The 15,104-nt window shown below is 66.4% G+C and carries 13 protein-coding genes and 1 tRNA gene; 6 read left to right on the forward strand and 8 right to left on the reverse strand.

Annotated features, from left to right (window positions below; all coding sequences use genetic code 11):
* Positions 1-50 precede the first annotated feature (50 nt).
* Both soxB and ACZ5MJ_RS18860 read left to right on the forward strand, forming a co-directional pair.
* Complete coding sequence (soxB, locus tag ACZ5MJ_RS18855; RefSeq protein WP_464221418.1) at positions 51-1,772, forward strand: thiosulfohydrolase SoxB; 1,722 nt, start codon at positions 51-53, stop codon at positions 1,770-1,772.
* A 74-nt stretch (positions 1,773-1,846) separates the two neighbouring features.
* Positions 1,847-1,922, forward strand: a tRNA-Ala gene (locus ACZ5MJ_RS18860).
* A gap of 100 nt (positions 1,923-2,022) precedes the next feature.
* Here the strand turns inward: ACZ5MJ_RS18860 and ACZ5MJ_RS18865 are convergent.
* Together ACZ5MJ_RS18865 and ACZ5MJ_RS18870 are read right to left on the reverse strand one after the other, a co-directional pair.
* On the reverse strand, positions 2,023-3,039 hold the full coding sequence (locus tag ACZ5MJ_RS18865; RefSeq protein ID WP_464221420.1) for a hypothetical protein: 1,017 nt from the start codon (positions 3,037-3,039) through the stop codon (positions 2,023-2,025).
* 212 nt (positions 3,040-3,251) lie between these two features.
* Positions 3,252-4,928: a hypothetical protein gene (locus ACZ5MJ_RS18870; RefSeq protein ID WP_464221423.1), complete on the reverse strand. Its 1,677-nt coding sequence runs from the start codon at positions 4,926-4,928 to the stop codon at positions 3,252-3,254.
* Positions 4,929-5,905: 977 nt separating this feature from the next.
* Between ACZ5MJ_RS18870 and ACZ5MJ_RS18875 the strand changes: the two genes are divergently transcribed.
* Positions 5,906-6,580 (forward strand): aspartate/glutamate racemase family protein, encoded by a 675-nt coding sequence (locus tag ACZ5MJ_RS18875; protein ID WP_464221424.1) that lies wholly within the window; start codon positions 5,906-5,908, stop codon positions 6,578-6,580.
* 22 nt (positions 6,581-6,602) lie between these two features.
* On the opposite strand, the gene ACZ5MJ_RS18880 is transcribed toward ACZ5MJ_RS18875, so the two are convergent.
* A complete protein-coding gene (locus ACZ5MJ_RS18880; RefSeq protein ID WP_464221426.1) occupies positions 6,603-6,854 on the reverse strand; it encodes a hypothetical protein in 252 nt (83 codons plus the stop codon).
* A 210-nt stretch (positions 6,855-7,064) separates the two neighbouring features.
* On the opposite strand from ACZ5MJ_RS18880, the gene ACZ5MJ_RS18885 reads away from it, so the two are divergent.
* Positions 7,065-8,018 carry a cation diffusion facilitator family transporter gene (locus ACZ5MJ_RS18885; RefSeq protein WP_464223756.1) on the forward strand — a complete coding sequence of 318 codons (954 nt, stop codon included), beginning with the start codon at positions 7,065-7,067 and terminating at the stop codon, positions 8,016-8,018.
* Positions 8,019-8,415: 397 nt separating this feature from the next.
* Here ACZ5MJ_RS18885 and ACZ5MJ_RS18890 read toward each other — a convergent pair whose 3' ends face one another.
* Entirely contained in the window at positions 8,416-9,042 is a 627-nt protein-coding gene (locus ACZ5MJ_RS18890; protein WP_464221429.1) for a DNA-3-methyladenine glycosylase I, read from the reverse strand.
* 105 nt (positions 9,043-9,147) lie between these two features.
* Between ACZ5MJ_RS18890 and ACZ5MJ_RS18895 the strand changes: the two genes are divergently transcribed.
* Positions 9,148-9,504: a DUF2314 domain-containing protein gene (locus ACZ5MJ_RS18895; protein ID WP_464221430.1), complete on the forward strand. Its 357-nt coding sequence runs from the start codon at positions 9,148-9,150 to the stop codon at positions 9,502-9,504.
* A gap of 49 nt (positions 9,505-9,553) precedes the next feature.
* Here ACZ5MJ_RS18895 and ACZ5MJ_RS18900 read toward each other — a convergent pair whose 3' ends face one another.
* The 4 genes from ACZ5MJ_RS18900 to ACZ5MJ_RS18915 form a co-directional block, all read right to left on the reverse strand.
* A complete protein-coding gene (locus ACZ5MJ_RS18900) occupies positions 9,554-10,879 on the reverse strand; it encodes an IS4 family transposase (RefSeq protein ID WP_464221431.1) in 1,326 nt (441 codons plus the stop codon).
* Positions 10,880-11,015: 136 nt separating this feature from the next.
* Positions 11,016-12,326, reverse strand: a complete 1,311-nt coding sequence (locus ACZ5MJ_RS18905; RefSeq protein WP_464221433.1) for an MFS transporter — start codon at positions 12,324-12,326, stop codon at positions 11,016-11,018.
* A 73-nt stretch (positions 12,327-12,399) separates the two neighbouring features.
* On the reverse strand, positions 12,400-13,422 hold the full coding sequence (locus ACZ5MJ_RS18910) for a hypothetical protein (RefSeq protein ID WP_464221435.1): 1,023 nt from the start codon (positions 13,420-13,422) through the stop codon (positions 12,400-12,402).
* Between the two features lie 151 nt (positions 13,423-13,573).
* Positions 13,574-13,921 (reverse strand): hypothetical protein, encoded by a 348-nt coding sequence (locus ACZ5MJ_RS18915; protein WP_464221437.1) that lies wholly within the window; start codon positions 13,919-13,921, stop codon positions 13,574-13,576.
* Positions 13,922-14,194: 273 nt separating this feature from the next.
* Here ACZ5MJ_RS18915 and ACZ5MJ_RS18920 point away from each other — a divergent pair, with 273 nt between their 5' ends.
* Entirely contained in the window at positions 14,195-15,088 is an 894-nt protein-coding gene (locus ACZ5MJ_RS18920; RefSeq protein ID WP_464221439.1) for a dioxygenase family protein, read from the forward strand.
* The last annotated feature ends 16 nt before the right edge of the window (positions 15,089-15,104 follow it).

Genomic DNA, 15,104 nt, shown 5'->3' on the forward strand with positions numbered 1-15,104 from the left:
CGGACGCCCCGCGCCACGGGCCGACCGCCACGCCAATTCCAGGAAGAGACATGAACCGACGCGAGTTCCTGCAGGTGCTGGCCATCGCCGGCGCCGGCGGCATGACGTTCCCCCATCAAGACGCGCACGCCGCGCAGGCCGCCGAGGCCATGTATGACCTGCCGCGCTTCGGCAACGTCCACCTGCTGCATTTCACCGACTGCCATGCGCAGCTGCGGCCGGTGCATTTCCGCGAACCCAATGTCAACCTCGGCATCGGCGACTATGCCGGCAAGCCGCCGCACCTGGTCGGCGAGGCGCTGCTGCGCCACTACGGCATCCGCCCCGGCACGCCGCAGGCGCATGCGTTCGCCTATCTCGATTTCAATGAAGCCGCGCGCCGCTACGGCAAGGTCGGCGGGTTTGCCCACCTGGCCACGCTGGTGCAGCGGCTGAAGGCGGGCCGGCCGGGCGCCTTGCTGCTCGATGGCGGCGACACCTGGCAGGGCTCGGCCACCGCGTTGTGGACCAAGGGGCAGGACATGGTCGATGCCGCGCTGGCGCTGGGCGTGGACGTGATGACCCCGCACTGGGAGATGACCCTGGGCGCGGAGCGCGTGAAAGAGATCGTCGACAAGGACTTCAAGGGCAAGGTCGCCTTCCTGGCGCAGAACATCAAGACCAACGATTTCGGCGACCCGGTGTTCGATCCCTACGTGATCCGCGAGATCAACGGCGTGCCGGTGGCCATCATCGGCCAGGCGTTCCCGTACACGCCGATCGCCAACCCGCGCTACTTCGTGCCGGACTGGACCTTCGGCATCCAGGAAGAGAACCTGCAGCAGATCATCGACCAGGCGCGCGGCAAGGGTGCCCAGGCGGTGGTGCTGCTGTCGCACAACGGCATGGACGTCGACCTGAAACTGGCCTCGCGCGTGCGCGGGCTCGACGCCATCCTGGGCGGCCACACCCATGACGGCGTGCCCGCGCCGGTGCCGGTGAAGAACGCCGGCGGCACCACGCTGGTGACCAATGCCGGCTCCAATGGCAAGTTCCTCGGCGTGCTGGACTTTGACGTAAAGGGCGGCAAGGTCGCCGATTTCCGCTACCGGCTGCTGCCGGTGTTCGCCAACTACCTGCCGGCCGACCCGGCCATGGACGCGCTGATCACCAGGGTCCGCGCGCCCTATGAGCAAAAGCTGGGCGAAGTGCTGGCCGTCAACCGCGGCCTGCTTTACCGCCGCGGCAACTTCAACGGCACCTTCGACCAGCTGATCCTGGACGGCCTGATGCAGGCCCAGGGCGCGCAGATTGCGTTCTCGCCGGGATTCCGCTGGGGCACCACGCTGCTGCCGGGGCAGGCCATCACCATGGAGCACCTGATGGACCAGACCGCCATCACCTATCCCTACACCACGGTGACGCAGATGAGCGGCGAGACCATCAAGACCATCCTGGAAGACGTGGCCGACAACCTGTTCAACCCCGACCCGTACTACCAGCAAGGCGGCGACATGGTACGCGTGGGTGGCCTGCAGTACACTATCGATCCCACCGCCGGCATGGGCAAGCGCATCAGCGACATGCGCCTGGCCGGAAAGCCGCTGGAAGCCGGCAAGACCTACAAGGTGGCGGGCTGGGCCCCGGTCGCCGAAGAGGCGCGCCAGGCTGGCGGCGCGCCGATCTGGGACGTCATGGCGCGGTGGCTGCGCAACACCCGGGAAGTCAGCGCCCGCCCGCTGAACCTGCCGCGCGTGCGTGGCATGGACGGCAATTCAGGCATGGCGGCGTGATGTTGCAGAGGCCCCGCAAGGCGCGGGCCGAGGATTGAAGGCCGCGGCCCAAGTAGGCTACAATCCTCCGCGACGGGCCGATAGCTCAGCTGGGAGAGCGCTGCGTTCGCAATGCAGAGGTCGGGAGTTCGATCCTCCTTCGGTCCACCAGAATATTTCAGGCGTCCACTTCAGACGTCGCCCGGAAGGCCGGGAAGCCAATTGAAAATGGCTTCCCGGCTTTTTTGTTGCCCCCGGCGCCGCCTGTGCGCTATGCAATGGCCGGCGCAGCGCAGCCGTCCATCAGTTCGCGGAAGCCGGCCCCGTGGCGCTGCACCGCATGCGGCGCATACCAGGCGTTGGCCGCCTGGCCGATGCGCCACGCAGCGGGCAGGTCGGGCGTCATGGCCTCGACCGAGGGCAGGTAGTGCCCGGGCGTCAGCCCGTCATGCACGCCGGAGCTGCGCGACAGCAGCACGGGACAGACCGCATGGGCGCAGTAGGCGGCGAACACGCCGCTCTTGGCCGCGTAATCCACCGGGTAGGCCAGTACGCCATAGGTGGATGCAGATAGCAGCCGCGCCGCCTCGTCGGCCTCGACCCGGCCATGCACGACCGCGCCGCGCCGGGCGATCCTGGCGGCGAGCGCCGCATCGCCCAGCGGCGGCCCGACATCATGCAACGCGAAGCCCGCGCGGGCGACCCAGTCGAACAGCGCATCGCCCGCGGTCTGGTAGGTTTCGGCGCGCAGCGCGGCGCCGCCCAGCACCACTACCGCGGCGCGCTTGTTGCCGTTGCGCGCGCCGCCTTCGCCCAGATTGGAGAAGACCGGCAGCACGCGGTGCGGGCGTGCCGGCGCGTGGGTATTGAGCCAGCGTGCCGAACCCTCGCGGTTGGTCAGCCAGAAGTCGGACAGCGCCGCCAGTTCGGCGGCAATGTGGCGCTGCACGGGCGACAGCCAGAACGCCGAGCGCCATGGCGGCCCATCCGCATAGAGCTCGTGGAAGAACACGCCGAAGCGGCGCATGCGCGGCCTGGCCTCGCGCAGGCTGCGCAGCAGCCACAAGGGCGCGCCGCGCCTGGCATAGCCATAGCCGCTGTAATGCAGGATCACATCGGCGCCGGCCAGGGTGGCGACCGGCAGCGCGGGCGTGGCTTCGACCAGGCGTCCGCGCAGCAGGCCGTTGAGCGTCGCCGCATAGTCCTTGACGCCACCCTCGCCGGGGGCAATCAGGCTGATCGTGCCCGCGCTGCCGGCATTCCGGTCCGGGACGGATTCATTCTGCATCGAAATAGGCTCCTGGCCGCATGCAGCGAGATTGTCATTCCCACGGGCGGGGTTCTGTGCACCGGCGCACGGATGGGGCCATGGGCCGGATTGGCGATCCGCAAAAATGAAAAAAGCCCGCGCGGCGCGAACCGTGCGGGCTTCAGGGAAGCGGTCTGACAGCTTGGGAAGCTTGCCGGGATTAACCGGTGCGCCTCAGTCTGACATGACGCTCAGGGTACATTGCTTTGGGTGAAGTTGAACGGCTTGCCGGCCACTGCAAAGGCGCCGCCAAACTCGAACTGGTCACTACCCGACTGGCCGATGCCGATATTCAGCGGGGTATTGCCGCCCTGCAGGGAAATCGGTGCGTAGCGATAGTTCATCACTTGCTTGCCCGTATAGTCGGTCAGCGTGATGACGCTGGTCAGCAGCGGGCTTTGCTGGGTTTCAGACACGGAGATCGGATCGACGATGCGCGAGTCCTGCAGCGTCTTCACGACCGACAGCGACGCCATATCCACCAGCTGGACCTTCTGCTCGCCACGCGACACCACCCAGATCCTGGTGTTCGAATTGCCAAACGTATCCCGGTTCACATTGTGGGTGATGCTGGTCGGGTTCTTGCCGACCTGCAGGGTGTTCACTTCGCTGATCAGCGCCGGATCCAGGTTGGTACCGGATTGAACGCCCGCCACCGAGATCGCGTGGATCACGCCATCTTCGGTTGCCACCCAGGCCTGGCCGGGGTTTGCCAGGATCGACACCTTCACAGCCGTGGGCCGTTGAGCCAGGCTCATCGTCTTGACGATGGTCGGTGCGTAGTTGTCCACAGAGAACGCCTGCGGCCACTGCGAATCCCCCAGGCCGGTATTTGCCAGGGTGCTGTTCAGGCTGCTCAGCGTGCCTTCGAAATAGGTCTTGTTGACCTTGTCGAACAGCGGCTTCAGATCCAGGAACACCACCTTCTGTTCCGACTTCGAAATCACCGCGGCAACGCCAGAGCGGGAGATCAGGTTGGCGTTCACGCCACCCGGGGCAAAGCTCAGGCGGTTGGCGTCGCTCAGGGCAGGGGTTACCTGGCGCAGCGACATGCTGGCGCCGGCGTTACCGACCGGATCGTAGAGCCAGCCCTGGGTCGTGTTGTCCTGCATGGTGCCGAAATTGGTCACCGCGGAAATATCCGTCGGGGCCACCATGCCAGGCAGGTCAACGAAGCCCAGCAGCTTCATGAAGACAAAGTTCGACATATTGCGCAGGCCCGGATAGAGGCCCGCCCACGACATGTCGCTGGAATCATACGGACCGCCCACCTGGCTGCCGTCGGCGAGACTGCCCAGCGCAATCACCGCCACCTGGCCCTTCAGGTTCACGGTGTCCCAGATGGTCACCAGGGCGAACTCCGAGTTCGTCGTGATGGCGATTGCCGTCGGCACCTTGCCCGCGGGCAGCTTCACCGAAGCCGAGTGCGAAGCCGTATTGCTGCCGACCGAGGCGATCAGGCCGTTCTGGAATGCCACCAGCGACTGTGCGCAGTCATGCTCGCTGCAGCGGCCCACGGCGATCGGCTGCGTCGGCATGGCACCGCCATTGGCGGAAACGTAGTTGCTCAGCTGCGGGTTGGTCGTGGCATTGCCGAAGACCCAGGCCGTCTGGGGCTTCTCGGTAATCACGCCGGCGCTCAGATCGAGGGTCAGCAGGGACGTGACAGCGGAGTCCGAAGCGACGTCGGGACGGTAAATCACGTCACCCATGTTGCTGCCGAAATCATTACGGGTGCAATCGAGATTGCCCAGCTGGTAAATGATGTCGGTGCTGGTATCGAGCTGGTCGCCGGGGAATTCCTGCTGGTAGCAGGTATTACCATGCGGATAAAAGGTTTTATCCGTGGGTTTCCAATAAGTCTGCACTGCTGCGGCCGTCGAATTACTTGCGCCGTACCGATAAGCAATGGCCTTGTCGCTGCCGTAGTCCGATGCAATGGCGACATAGGCAGACGCATTCAGATTACCGGAGGCGTCAAAGATGGCATCGGCGGCCGGGGCCGTTGCCGTGGTAGTGCCCGTGCCCGTAGACGTCGTTGGAGTCGAGGGAGTTGTCGAGGTCGTCGGAGTCGTGGGAGTGCGGCGCGACCAACGGGTGGAATCGGTCGCGGAAGAACCGCCCGAGGACGAGTCGTCGCCGCCGCCGCCGCATGCCGAAAGCACCACAGCGGCGCAGGTAGCGGCCAGGATGCTGAGTACGTAGGAATTACGCGCTCTGCGCGTTTGAGGTGGGGTATTCGCGAGTAATTTTGTCCCAGTCATTGATCTATTAGTAACTTGATAAATTAAAAGTGCACAAAAATCCCCGCACCCAGGCAAACGCCTGACGGCGGTGTGCGCGACGAATTGCTGTGGCAGAAAATGCGAATCGGGTTAACCCGTTGGAGTAAACCCAGCAGCGGCGATACTAGGGGTACGTGTTGGCGAGCGTACAGACAAGTAACAATGGGTTACGTGTGATTTTCCGGCACAGCACCTGTGCACTGATGCAGGGCATGAATGCGAAGTAACGATTACCCGCGAATCGATCACATGTAAGCAATTGTTCGATTTGTGGACGGCATTCCGTACGGGCTAATATCATCGCGCGCGATTTTCGGCATCAAAATATCCGGGAAATCGGGTCGAAATGAACTGGCCCTGGCCGGGCCATTAATGCCGGAGCCAGGCGACGTCGCGGCCGGGTTAATGCCAAATGTATGCCATATGTATTGCCGGATGAATGCCAGCGGCCAGCGCCGTTAAGCGCCACCCCGGCGCCGTGCATGCGGTCGCGCGCCGGGCATCTCGCCCTGGCCGCCGCCATACGCTATCGTTGACCCCCTTGGCATCCCGGCACTGACATGAGCCATATCCTGCTGATCAACCCGAATACCTCGAGCGCCACCATGCAGATGATGGTTCAGATTGCGCGCGCCTGGCTTGCGCAGCACATGGCCGCGCCGCCGGACGTGGTCGGCGCGGCGGTCACACGCGGCGCGCCCATGATCGTCGACGAAGACGACCTGGCGGTAGCTGCCGGTGCGGTGTGCGATGCGCAGATGCTGCGCCTGGCCGGCCGTGCCGACGGCGTCATCGTCGGCGCCTTCGGCGACCCCGGTATCGAGGCCCTGCGCGCGCGGCTGGCGGTGCCGGTGGTGGGCATCGGCGAAGCCTCGATGCATGCCGCGGCGGCGGGGCAGCGGCGCTTCGGCATCGCCACCACCACGCCGCGCCTGGCCGCGTCCATCGATGCCGGCGTGCGCCGGCAGGGCCTGGGCGACCTGTTCACCGGCGCGCGCTTCACCGAGGGCGATCCGCGCGCGCTGGGCAACTCGCCGCAGCAGCAGGAAGACCTGCTGGCGGGGGCTGTACAGGCATGCATCGAGGATGGCGCGCAGGCCGTGATCATTGGCGGCGGCCCGCTGGGCGAGGCCGCGCGGGCACTGGGTCAGCGCTTTCCGATTCCCGTCATCGGGCCCGTGCCGGCCGCATGCGCGGCGCTGGCGCAGGCATTGCGCGATTGCCCGGCGGCGTAGCCAGGGTTGGCAATCGACGCGGCTAGGCCACGCGTGTCGGCCGTCTTGCCTTCATCGCCGAGGGCCGTACCTGTTGCAGCGCGCGCAGCGACTGCAGTGCGTCCTCGATCGCCTCGATGCCGTCGCGCAGGCGGCCGGTGGCGTAGCCGAGGCGGCTTTGCGCGTCGGCATCGGGCGTGGAAAGATTCTCGAGTGCGTCGACTTCCGCCTGCATCTGTCCGACCAGGCGGCGTAGCTGGGATGCGCTGTGCGAGGCAAGTGACCGAATCGCCATCGTGTAGGCCCTCCTTGCAAAGACCGGGCAGTCGCGTTGCCGCATGTCCGTACGGTTTTCCGTCCGGTGCCCGTCCTTGTCTACGGTAAAGGCGGCACAAGAAGTTAGCCAGCGCTGTTACGAAATCGGCACGACAGCGCCGCGTCCGGCCGGATTCGCACCCTGCGCATGTTCGGCTATAGTCACCCGATGGAATCGCACTCCCATCCCATGCGGGCCAATCCCACCGCTCCCGCCGACCTGTCGGACGACGCCGACATCACCGCAGCCGAAGCCGACGCGCGCCACCGGGCCGGCCGGCGCAGCACGCTGGTCAGCGTGGTCGTCAATATTGGCCTGACCGCCGCGCAGGCGGTCGCGGGCGTCGTCGCGGGCTCGCAGGCGCTGATCGCCGACGCCGCGCATTCGCTGTCAGATCTGCTGTCCGACTTCGTGGTGCTGGCCGCCGCCTGGCAAAGCCGCAAGGATCCGGACGCCGACCATCAGTACGGCCACCTGCGCTTCGAGACCGCGGCCTCGCTGGCGCTGGGCGCGCTGCTGCTGGCCGTGGGCGTTGGCATGCTGTGGGCGGCGGTGGGCAAGCTGCAGCATCCGGGCGGCTTGCAGCCGGTGCAGCCGGTGGCGCTGTGGGTGGCGCTGGCCGCGCTGGCTTCCAAGGAACTGCTGTTCCGCTACATGCTGGCCGTGGCGCGGCGCGTGCGCTCGGGCATGCTGGTGGCCAATGCCTGGCATGCGCGCTCGGATGCGGCGTCGTCGCTAGTGGTGGCGCTTGGCATCGGCGGCAACCTGCTGGGCTACCACATGCTCGATCCGGTCGCTGCCATCGTGGTCGGGCTGATGGTATCGCGCATGGGCCTGCGCTTTGGCTGGGACGCGCTCAACGACCTGATGGACCGCGCCGCCGACGAGCAGACCGTCGAGGCCATCCGCGCGACCATGCTGGGCACGCCCGGCGTACTGGGCCTGCACGACCTGCGCACCCGCAAGATGGGCGACCAGGTGCTGGTGGACGTGCACCTGGAAATCGATGCCACGCTGAGCGTGGCCCAGGGCCACGCCATCGCGGTGGAAGCGCGGCGCCGCACGCTGGAAGACCACCACGTGCTCAACGTGATGACGCACGTCGATCCGGTATACGCCGCAGGAAAAGCCCCGCCGGCATGAGCCCGGCTGTGGACATCTTTGCCGAAGGCTGGGGATAACCGGCCGGACAAGCTGTGCTCCGCCTGGGGGCGCGTTGTGGGGCGTATACGGATAACTCCGGTGGCCGCACCGGCGATGTATACGTGAGCACGGTTCTATCCCGACAAATCAGGGTTATCCCGGATCAGTTATCTTCCCTGCAAGTCACTGAGCCGAAAGGGAAAAGGTGACTTATCCACGGCCTGCGGCCCGGTTTACCTACTACTACTATGTTTACATATGTAAACAATATAAAAGAGATAACCAGGACCATTGCGCCGGGAGGAGCGTCGGGCGTATACGATCAACGGCGGGTCAACGGCGGGTCAACGGCGCGAACAGCGCGTATACGGCCCTGCCCGTATACCCCGTATACCGGTCAGCGCGGCACCTTGAACGCCTTGCGCGCGGCCAGTACTTCGGCGCGCGTCGTGCAGCCTTCCTGATGGTCGTTGACCAGGCCCATCGCCTGCATCAGCGCATACATCGTGGTGGGGCCGACAAAGCGCCAGCCGCGCTTCTTCAGGTCCTTCGACAGCGCGGTGGACTCGGGCGAGATCGCCATGGTGCGCAGGACCTCGGGCGTCAGCACCCTGGGCCGGCTGGCCGGATCCGGTTCGTAGCGCCAGAAATAGGCCGCAAGCGACGACTCCGTTTCCAGCAGCTCGCGCGCCCGCTGGGCGTTGTTGATGGCCGCCTCGATCTTGCCGCGGTGGCGCACGATGCCGGCATCGCCAAGCAGCCGCGCGATGTCGCGCTCGGTGAAGCGCGCCACCTTCTCGATATCAAAGTTGGCGAAGGCCTTGCGGAAAGCCTCGCGCTTGCGCAGGATGGTCAGCCAGCTCAGGCCGGATTGAAAGCCTTCCAGGCACAGCTTCTCGAACAGCCGGCGGTCGTCGGCGACCGGAAAGCCCCACTCGGTATCGTGGTAGTGGCAATAGTCCTCCAGCGTGCCGCACCAGCCGCAGCGCACCGGCGCTGCCAGCGCTCCCTTCTTGTTCGTCATGCGTACCTTTCCCCGTGGATTGTGCCGGGCGCCGGCCTGCCCTCTCGCCGGCCGGCGCATTTGCTGCGATCATGCCCGCACCTGAGAGATAGCGGAAGGCTGAAAATGGACATGCGATTGACAACCCTGGACGAGGACGGATGGGAGCTCGACGACGCCGAGCCCATCGCCGCCGCCCATCCCGACACGTTCTGGATGCCGCCGCAGGAGGAGCGCGACGCACTGAGCGCCGGCCAGCAGGTCAAGCTGATCTTCCGCATCCTGGTGGCGGACGAAGCCGGCAACGAGGAAGTCCACGTCGAGCGGATGTGGGTCAACGTCACCGGGCGCGAGGGCGGGCTCTATACCGGCGAACTCGACAACCAGCCGTATTGCACCGACGAGATGAACCCCGGCATGCCGCTGTGCTTCGAGGCACGGCATGTGATCAATATCTACCGGGAAGGCGGCGAAGAGATGTAGCCCGCCGCCCCACGGGCAACAAAAAAGCCAGCCTCGCGGCTAATGCCGTTCAGTTAAGGTCCCTATTGAGGAAGCGAACGGCATAGCGTGAAGGGCGGGACTTGACGACCCGGTCGCATGAGCGGCCGGGTCGTTTCACATTGGGCAGCGACTTTAGGCGCTCGCGTAGGCGCTGCAGGCAGGCGGGCAATTTCGCGTAGGCTGGCGTGACAGCTGCCCACATCATCTCGTGCTGGATGACATGGAAGGCACGCACGAAGCTCATGTCAGTCGGCGCGAGCTTCGCTTCTCGGGCGGCGCTGGCCATCTCGCGACGAATCAGGTTGTAGGCGATCAAGGCGCCCCAGATTTCCTGGCATACCCCATCGACGGTTCGGCTACGCAGGGTCAGCTCCATGCCGAGCATCGACTGCTTCAGTTCCCGGTAGCTCGTTTCGATCTGCCAGCGCCGCTCGTAACTGGCGACGATGTCAGCAGGTTTGAAGCGTCGGCGATCGAGCAGCGACGTCAGCAGAATTCGGCTACGTCCGCGTGCATCGATCGTTCGGATTGCCCGCGCCTGCCAGAACTCCGGCAGCGCCGGACACTTCTTGCGTGCCTGCGGCGAGACACGCATGCGTACCGTGGCGTCCTCGGCCGTGCCGGCCGTCACCTCCCAGCGCGTGTTGGACTTGGCCGGAATCAGGAAGTGGCGGTTGTGCCCGCCCATCGTCAGACCGCACAGGATCTCGGCAGCCAGGAAGCCTTTGTCGAATACCGTCAGCGAATCATCCGGTATCTGCGGCAACAAGCCTTTGGCGTACACCATCTCATTGCTGTCATAGCGACCGAAGCTGGCACCTGCCACCAGGTGCGTGGGGATCGCAGTCAGCGTCACCATGCGCACCTGCGGATAGCTGGCGACCCTGCGAGCGTAAGCTTGGGCGCCAAAGTGCTCGCGGTTGGCAGGGCTGTCGGCTGTGCGTAGCGTCGTGCCATCCATCGCCCACAGGCTGAGTCCCTTGAGGGCGTAGTCGCTGGCGTCCTGCAGACTCCAGGCGCGCGCTGTTCGTTCGAACAGCCAGGCCAGCGGCGCCTCGCCAACGCGCTGGCGGGCTTGCGTCGCCGCGCTCTTGCTGACGAACGGCGCCACCTCGTCAGGCAGGGCCAGTTCCAGATTGTCGAGCACTTCGCTGATCGACCAATGGCGGTACATCGCCAGCGCAATCACCAGCCAGACCACCTGTTCAGCGGGCAATCGACGGCGACGGATACTTGCCGCTCCCGTCGCGTCTACCGCGCGCTCGATCCACTCGTACGGAAGATGCTCGGCGAGCCGACTCAAGTCGGCCGGCTGTTGCGCTTCGAGCAGGAAGGTCAGGTGACTGGAAAGCATCGCGCCCGAAAGTTAACACTTCGGCGCAGCGTTTACAACTTCCTCTGACGCTACATACAAAAATGCCGTTCAGCTCTTAACTGAACGGCATTACAGCCTCGCGGCTGGCTTTTCTACTGGAACCGGCGCTGGCGGTTCAGTCCAGCTTCTTGCCCGTGCGGTCGTGCATGAACACAAGCGCAACAAAGCTCACCACGGCGGCGGCAATCACGTAGTACGCCGGCGCCAGCTTGTTGTGTGTCGATTCGATCAGCCACGTCACGATCAGCGGGGCAAAGCCGCCGAAGATGGTCACGGCGAAGTTGTAGGCCAGCGACAGGCCGGTCGAGCGAACCTCGGTCGGGAACTGCTCGGCCAGCACCGCCGGGGCCGGGCCGGTGAAGGCGGCCAGCAGGATGCCCAGCACGATCTGCACCTGCAGCAGCGTCTGCGTGCTCGGCGACACATTGAGCCAGTGGAACAGCGGGTAGGCCAGCACGCCGATCAGCAGCGCCACGATGCCCAGCATGCGCTTGCGGCCCATGCGGTCCGACAGCATGCCCATCAGCGGGCACAGCACCAGGATGATGGCGCCGCACAGCGCGGTCGACTTGAAGGTCGCGCCCAGCGGCAGGCCCAGCTGCTGCTTGGCGTACGACGGCATGTAGAACACCAGCACGTAGGTGCAGACCGTCCACAGGATGGTCACGCCCAGGCCGGCCAGCACTTCGCGCGGGTGGTCGCGCAGCACCTGCGACAGCGGCGAGAACTTGACCTTGGCGGCCTTGCGGGCGGCCTGGCGCGCCTCGAACTCGGGCGGCTCGTGCAGGTGCGAGCGGATATACATGCCCACCGGGCCGATCAGCAGGCCGAACAGGAACGGGATGCGCCAGCCCCAGGCGTCGATCTGTTCCGGCGACAGGCCGTTGGTGACCAGCGCGCCCATGGCCGCGCCCAGCATGAACGAAATGCCCTGGCTGGCCTGCTGCCAGCTGGCGTAGGCGCCGCGCTCGGCGTCGGGCGCGTGCTCGATCAGGAAGGCGGTGGCGCCGCCCACTTCGCCGCCGGCGGAAAAGCCCTGGATCAGGCGCGCCAGCACGATCAGCGCCGGCGCCCACAGGCCGATCTGCGCGTAGGTCGGGGCCAGCCCGATGATGGCCGTGCCCAGCGCCATCATCAGGATGGTCAGCGTCAGCGCCGCCTTGCGGCCGACGCGGTCGGCGTAGACGCCGAGCACGATGGCGCCGACCGGGCGCATGAAGAAGCCTACGCCGAAGGTGGCGACGGTCAGCAGGAACGAGGTCAGGTCATCGCCGGTCGGGAAAAACAGCTTGGCGATGATGACGGCAAAGAAGCTGTAGACGGTGAAGTCGAACCACTCCAGGCCGTTGCCGATGGTGGCGGCGATGATCGCCTTTCGTCGGGTGGCGGTGGTCAGCTCGGGGATGGGGGCGGTGGTCGCGGTCATGAAGCGTTGGCAATGCAGGAGGAAACCACCATATTAAGCGATTCCTTAAGCCTGCATCCGCCCCCTGCGCGGCTCAGAAGCTTGCCGCCAGCCCCAGCGAGAACCCCGAGACGTTGTTCCCGAACACATAGCGCAGCACCGCGCGGATCCGGGTGACGAAGACCTCGTGCGCGCTGGTATCCAGTTCGAGCCCGGTGCCGAGCGTGGTCAGGTAGTTGAAGCCGAGGACGCCGGCCTGGCTGCCAAGGTAGTGTGAATGCGACAGTTCCAGCACGTACCGTACCGGCCGGTCGAACGCATGCATGCCGGTCGGCGCCCGCCAGCGCGCCCACAGGTTGGCGGTCTGGGCCGTGGCGGTGCCGGTTACCGAACTGGTCGTGCCGCCGAAGCTCTGCAGGTGGATATTGGTGTAGCGCAGTTCCAGGTCGACCTCGTAATTCTCGCGGTAGTGCTCCCAGTCCAGCATCACCGAGCCGCCAAGCCCGTAGGCGTTCAGGCTGCCACCATCGAGAAAGTTGATCTGGCGGTCGGTGGCCTGCTCGACCACGAACTTGCCCACCGACAGGTCGCTGGAGACATTGCCCAGCGAGGCGTTGAAGATCGGCCGGAACACCAGTTCCTTGTCGGCCGTCAGCGGAAAGTCCCAGCCGACGCCGATGGTGCCTGAAAACGTGTTCCAGCGCGTCGGGATGGCACGGGACTCGGCGCCATCGGTGGCGACGAAGGTGGGGTCGTAACGGCTGTAGGCGATCGCGCCCTCCAGGTAGAGCGGGAACGACTTGCTGATGGTGAAGCCGCCGCCCAGCTGCGACATGACGATGCCGGGATCGTCGGTACTGGTGTTCTTGATCGACAGCGAGCTGGAGGTCAGGTCCGGCACCACCGAGTACGACATCAGCGACAGCACCGCGTTGGCGTGCCGCTGCACATTGGCCCCGGCCAGGCGCAGTCCGGGGGCGCCCTGGGCATGCGCGGCGCCTGCGGCCAGCAGCGTCGCCGCGCCCGCGCCCGCGCCGGCCAAGGCCGCCCGCCAGACAGGGCGTAAACGGCGGTGTGGCGCGGGGCGGGTCCGGCGGTGTCGCTGGGGTGCGGACATGGACGATCTCTGTGCAGTCGGTGCCGGGGTGCGCTGCAGTGCGGCATGCGGCAGTCTCCCGCGCATTCTAGCGACACAGGGGAGCACGGGAACGCCGCTCGAAATCTTTCAGATCGGACGATTGCCGCCTTATATCGGCGCGGCATGCCGCTCAGCCGGCGGGATGGCGCTGGGGGGCGGAGCCGGAGGGGGCCGGGGGCAGCGGAGGTGGCGAGGGCTGCGCCGCCTGATGCGCCGGCTCAGCGGGCGCCGGCTTGCGGCGCGTCAGCCACAGCAGCAGCGCGCTGGCGGCCCAGCCGCTGACGAACACGGTATCGCCGGCATGGTTGAGCCAGGTTGCCGCGGCGGGGGTTCCGGCCAGGGACAGCAGCAGGCCGCCGGGCAAGCGCGCCGTGATCCACAGCGCCACCGCGGGCACGCTGCCATAGACGCCCGGCTGCCACCAGTGGCTGAGGAAGGGGGTGTGCCGCCCGGGGCGGCGCGGGATGCGCGGTAGCACCGAAGTCTCCGGCCACCTCGGCGCGCGTGGCGTGGCGGTGGCATCTGGTGTTGCGGGAGTCCCGCCACATCACATTGCCGGCGCTCCCGCTTGCATCATAGGCCGATCGCCCCGGCCGCGGTGCCGGCGCCGCAGGCGCTGTGTGGGCCACGCCACGCTGGATCCCGCCATTCAACTTTTTTGCACGAGGTGTCCGCAAATGGTGGCCGTGCCCGCCGCCGATATTTGCCAAACTGGAAGCCAATACACAAACCGTTTGAAGGCGGTATCGCCATGCTTCCCTCGCTCTATATTTCCCACGGTTCCCCGATGCTCGCTATCGATCCCGGCCCCACCGGCGCCGCCTTCGATGCGCTCGGCGAGCAGTTGCGTGCGCAGCGCCCGCGCGCGGTGCTGGTGATCTCGGCGCACTGGATCTACAGCACGCTGGCCGTCACCAGGCGGGAACGCCAGGAAGCCTGGCACGATTTCGGCGGCTTCCCGCGCGAGCTGTACGCACTGCGCTACGACGCCCCGGGCTCGCCGGAACTGGCGGCGCGGGTCAAGGCGCTGGTCGAGGCGGCGGCGGTCCCCGGCGCCGGCTTTGTCGGCCAGGACGACGAGCGCCCGCTGGACCACGGCGCCTGGATGCCGATGCGCCACTTCTTCCCGGACGCCGACATGCCGGTGGTGCAGCTGGCGCTGAACCCCTACCTGTCGCCTGCAACCCAGATCGCGATCGGCCGCGCGCTGGCGCCGCTGCGCGACGAGGGCGTGCTGGTGCTTGCGTCCGGCAGCTTCACGCACAACCTGCAGGAAGTGTTCGGCGGTGGCCGGCGCGATCAGCACGGGCCGCAGGCAGAGCCGTATGTGGAAGCCTTCCGCAACTGGATGTCCGAGGCGCTGGGCGAGGCCCTGGCCACCGGCGATACCCGCCGCATTGCCGACTACCGCGCCCAGGCGCCGTATGCGCGCCGCGCGCACCCGACCGACGAGCACCTGCTGCCGTTCTATGTGGCGCTGGGTGCCGCATTGGGCGCGGAGGGCGCGAGTCCTTCGATGTCCAGCCCGGCCAGGGTGTCGCGGGTTGCCGACGAAGTGACCTATGGCGTGCTGGCGATGGACAGCTTTGTGTTCGAGGGCAAGGGCGCCGGGGCGCCCGCAGTGCAGTCAGGCGCGGCGGCCTGACACCCTGGCGCCTGGC

Source organism: Cupriavidus sp. LA-1, from assembly GCF_055385985.1.

Bases quoted from the DNA above. Each gene is read 5' to 3' on its own strand.
- soxB (WP_464221418.1), top strand. From the start codon at position 51: ATGAACCGACGCGAGTTCCTGCAGGTGCTGGCCATCGCCGGCGCCGGC.
- ACZ5MJ_RS18865 (WP_464221420.1), bottom strand. From the start codon at position 3,039: ATGCAGAATGAATCCGTCCCGGACCGGAATGCCGGCAGCGCGGGCACG.
- ACZ5MJ_RS18875 (WP_464221424.1), top strand. From the start codon at position 5,906: ATGAGCCATATCCTGCTGATCAACCCGAATACCTCGAGCGCCACCATG.
- ACZ5MJ_RS18880 (WP_464221426.1), bottom strand. From the start codon at position 6,854: ATGGCGATTCGGTCACTTGCCTCGCACAGCGCATCCCAGCTACGCCGC.
- ACZ5MJ_RS18885 (WP_464223756.1), top strand. From the start codon at position 7,065: ATGCGGGCCAATCCCACCGCTCCCGCCGACCTGTCGGACGACGCCGAC.
- ACZ5MJ_RS18890 (WP_464221429.1), bottom strand. From the start codon at position 9,042: ATGACGAACAAGAAGGGAGCGCTGGCAGCGCCGGTGCGCTGCGGCTGG.
- ACZ5MJ_RS18895 (WP_464221430.1), top strand. From the start codon at position 9,148: ATGGACATGCGATTGACAACCCTGGACGAGGACGGATGGGAGCTCGAC.
- ACZ5MJ_RS18900 (WP_464221431.1), bottom strand. From the start codon at position 10,879: ATGCTTTCCAGTCACCTGACCTTCCTGCTCGAAGCGCAACAGCCGGCC.
- ACZ5MJ_RS18905 (WP_464221433.1), bottom strand. From the start codon at position 12,326: ATGACCGCGACCACCGCCCCCATCCCCGAGCTGACCACCGCCACCCGA.
- ACZ5MJ_RS18910 (WP_464221435.1), bottom strand. From the start codon at position 13,422: ATGTCCGCACCCCAGCGACACCGCCGGACCCGCCCCGCGCCACACCGC.
- ACZ5MJ_RS18920 (WP_464221439.1), top strand. From the start codon at position 14,195: ATGCTTCCCTCGCTCTATATTTCCCACGGTTCCCCGATGCTCGCTATC.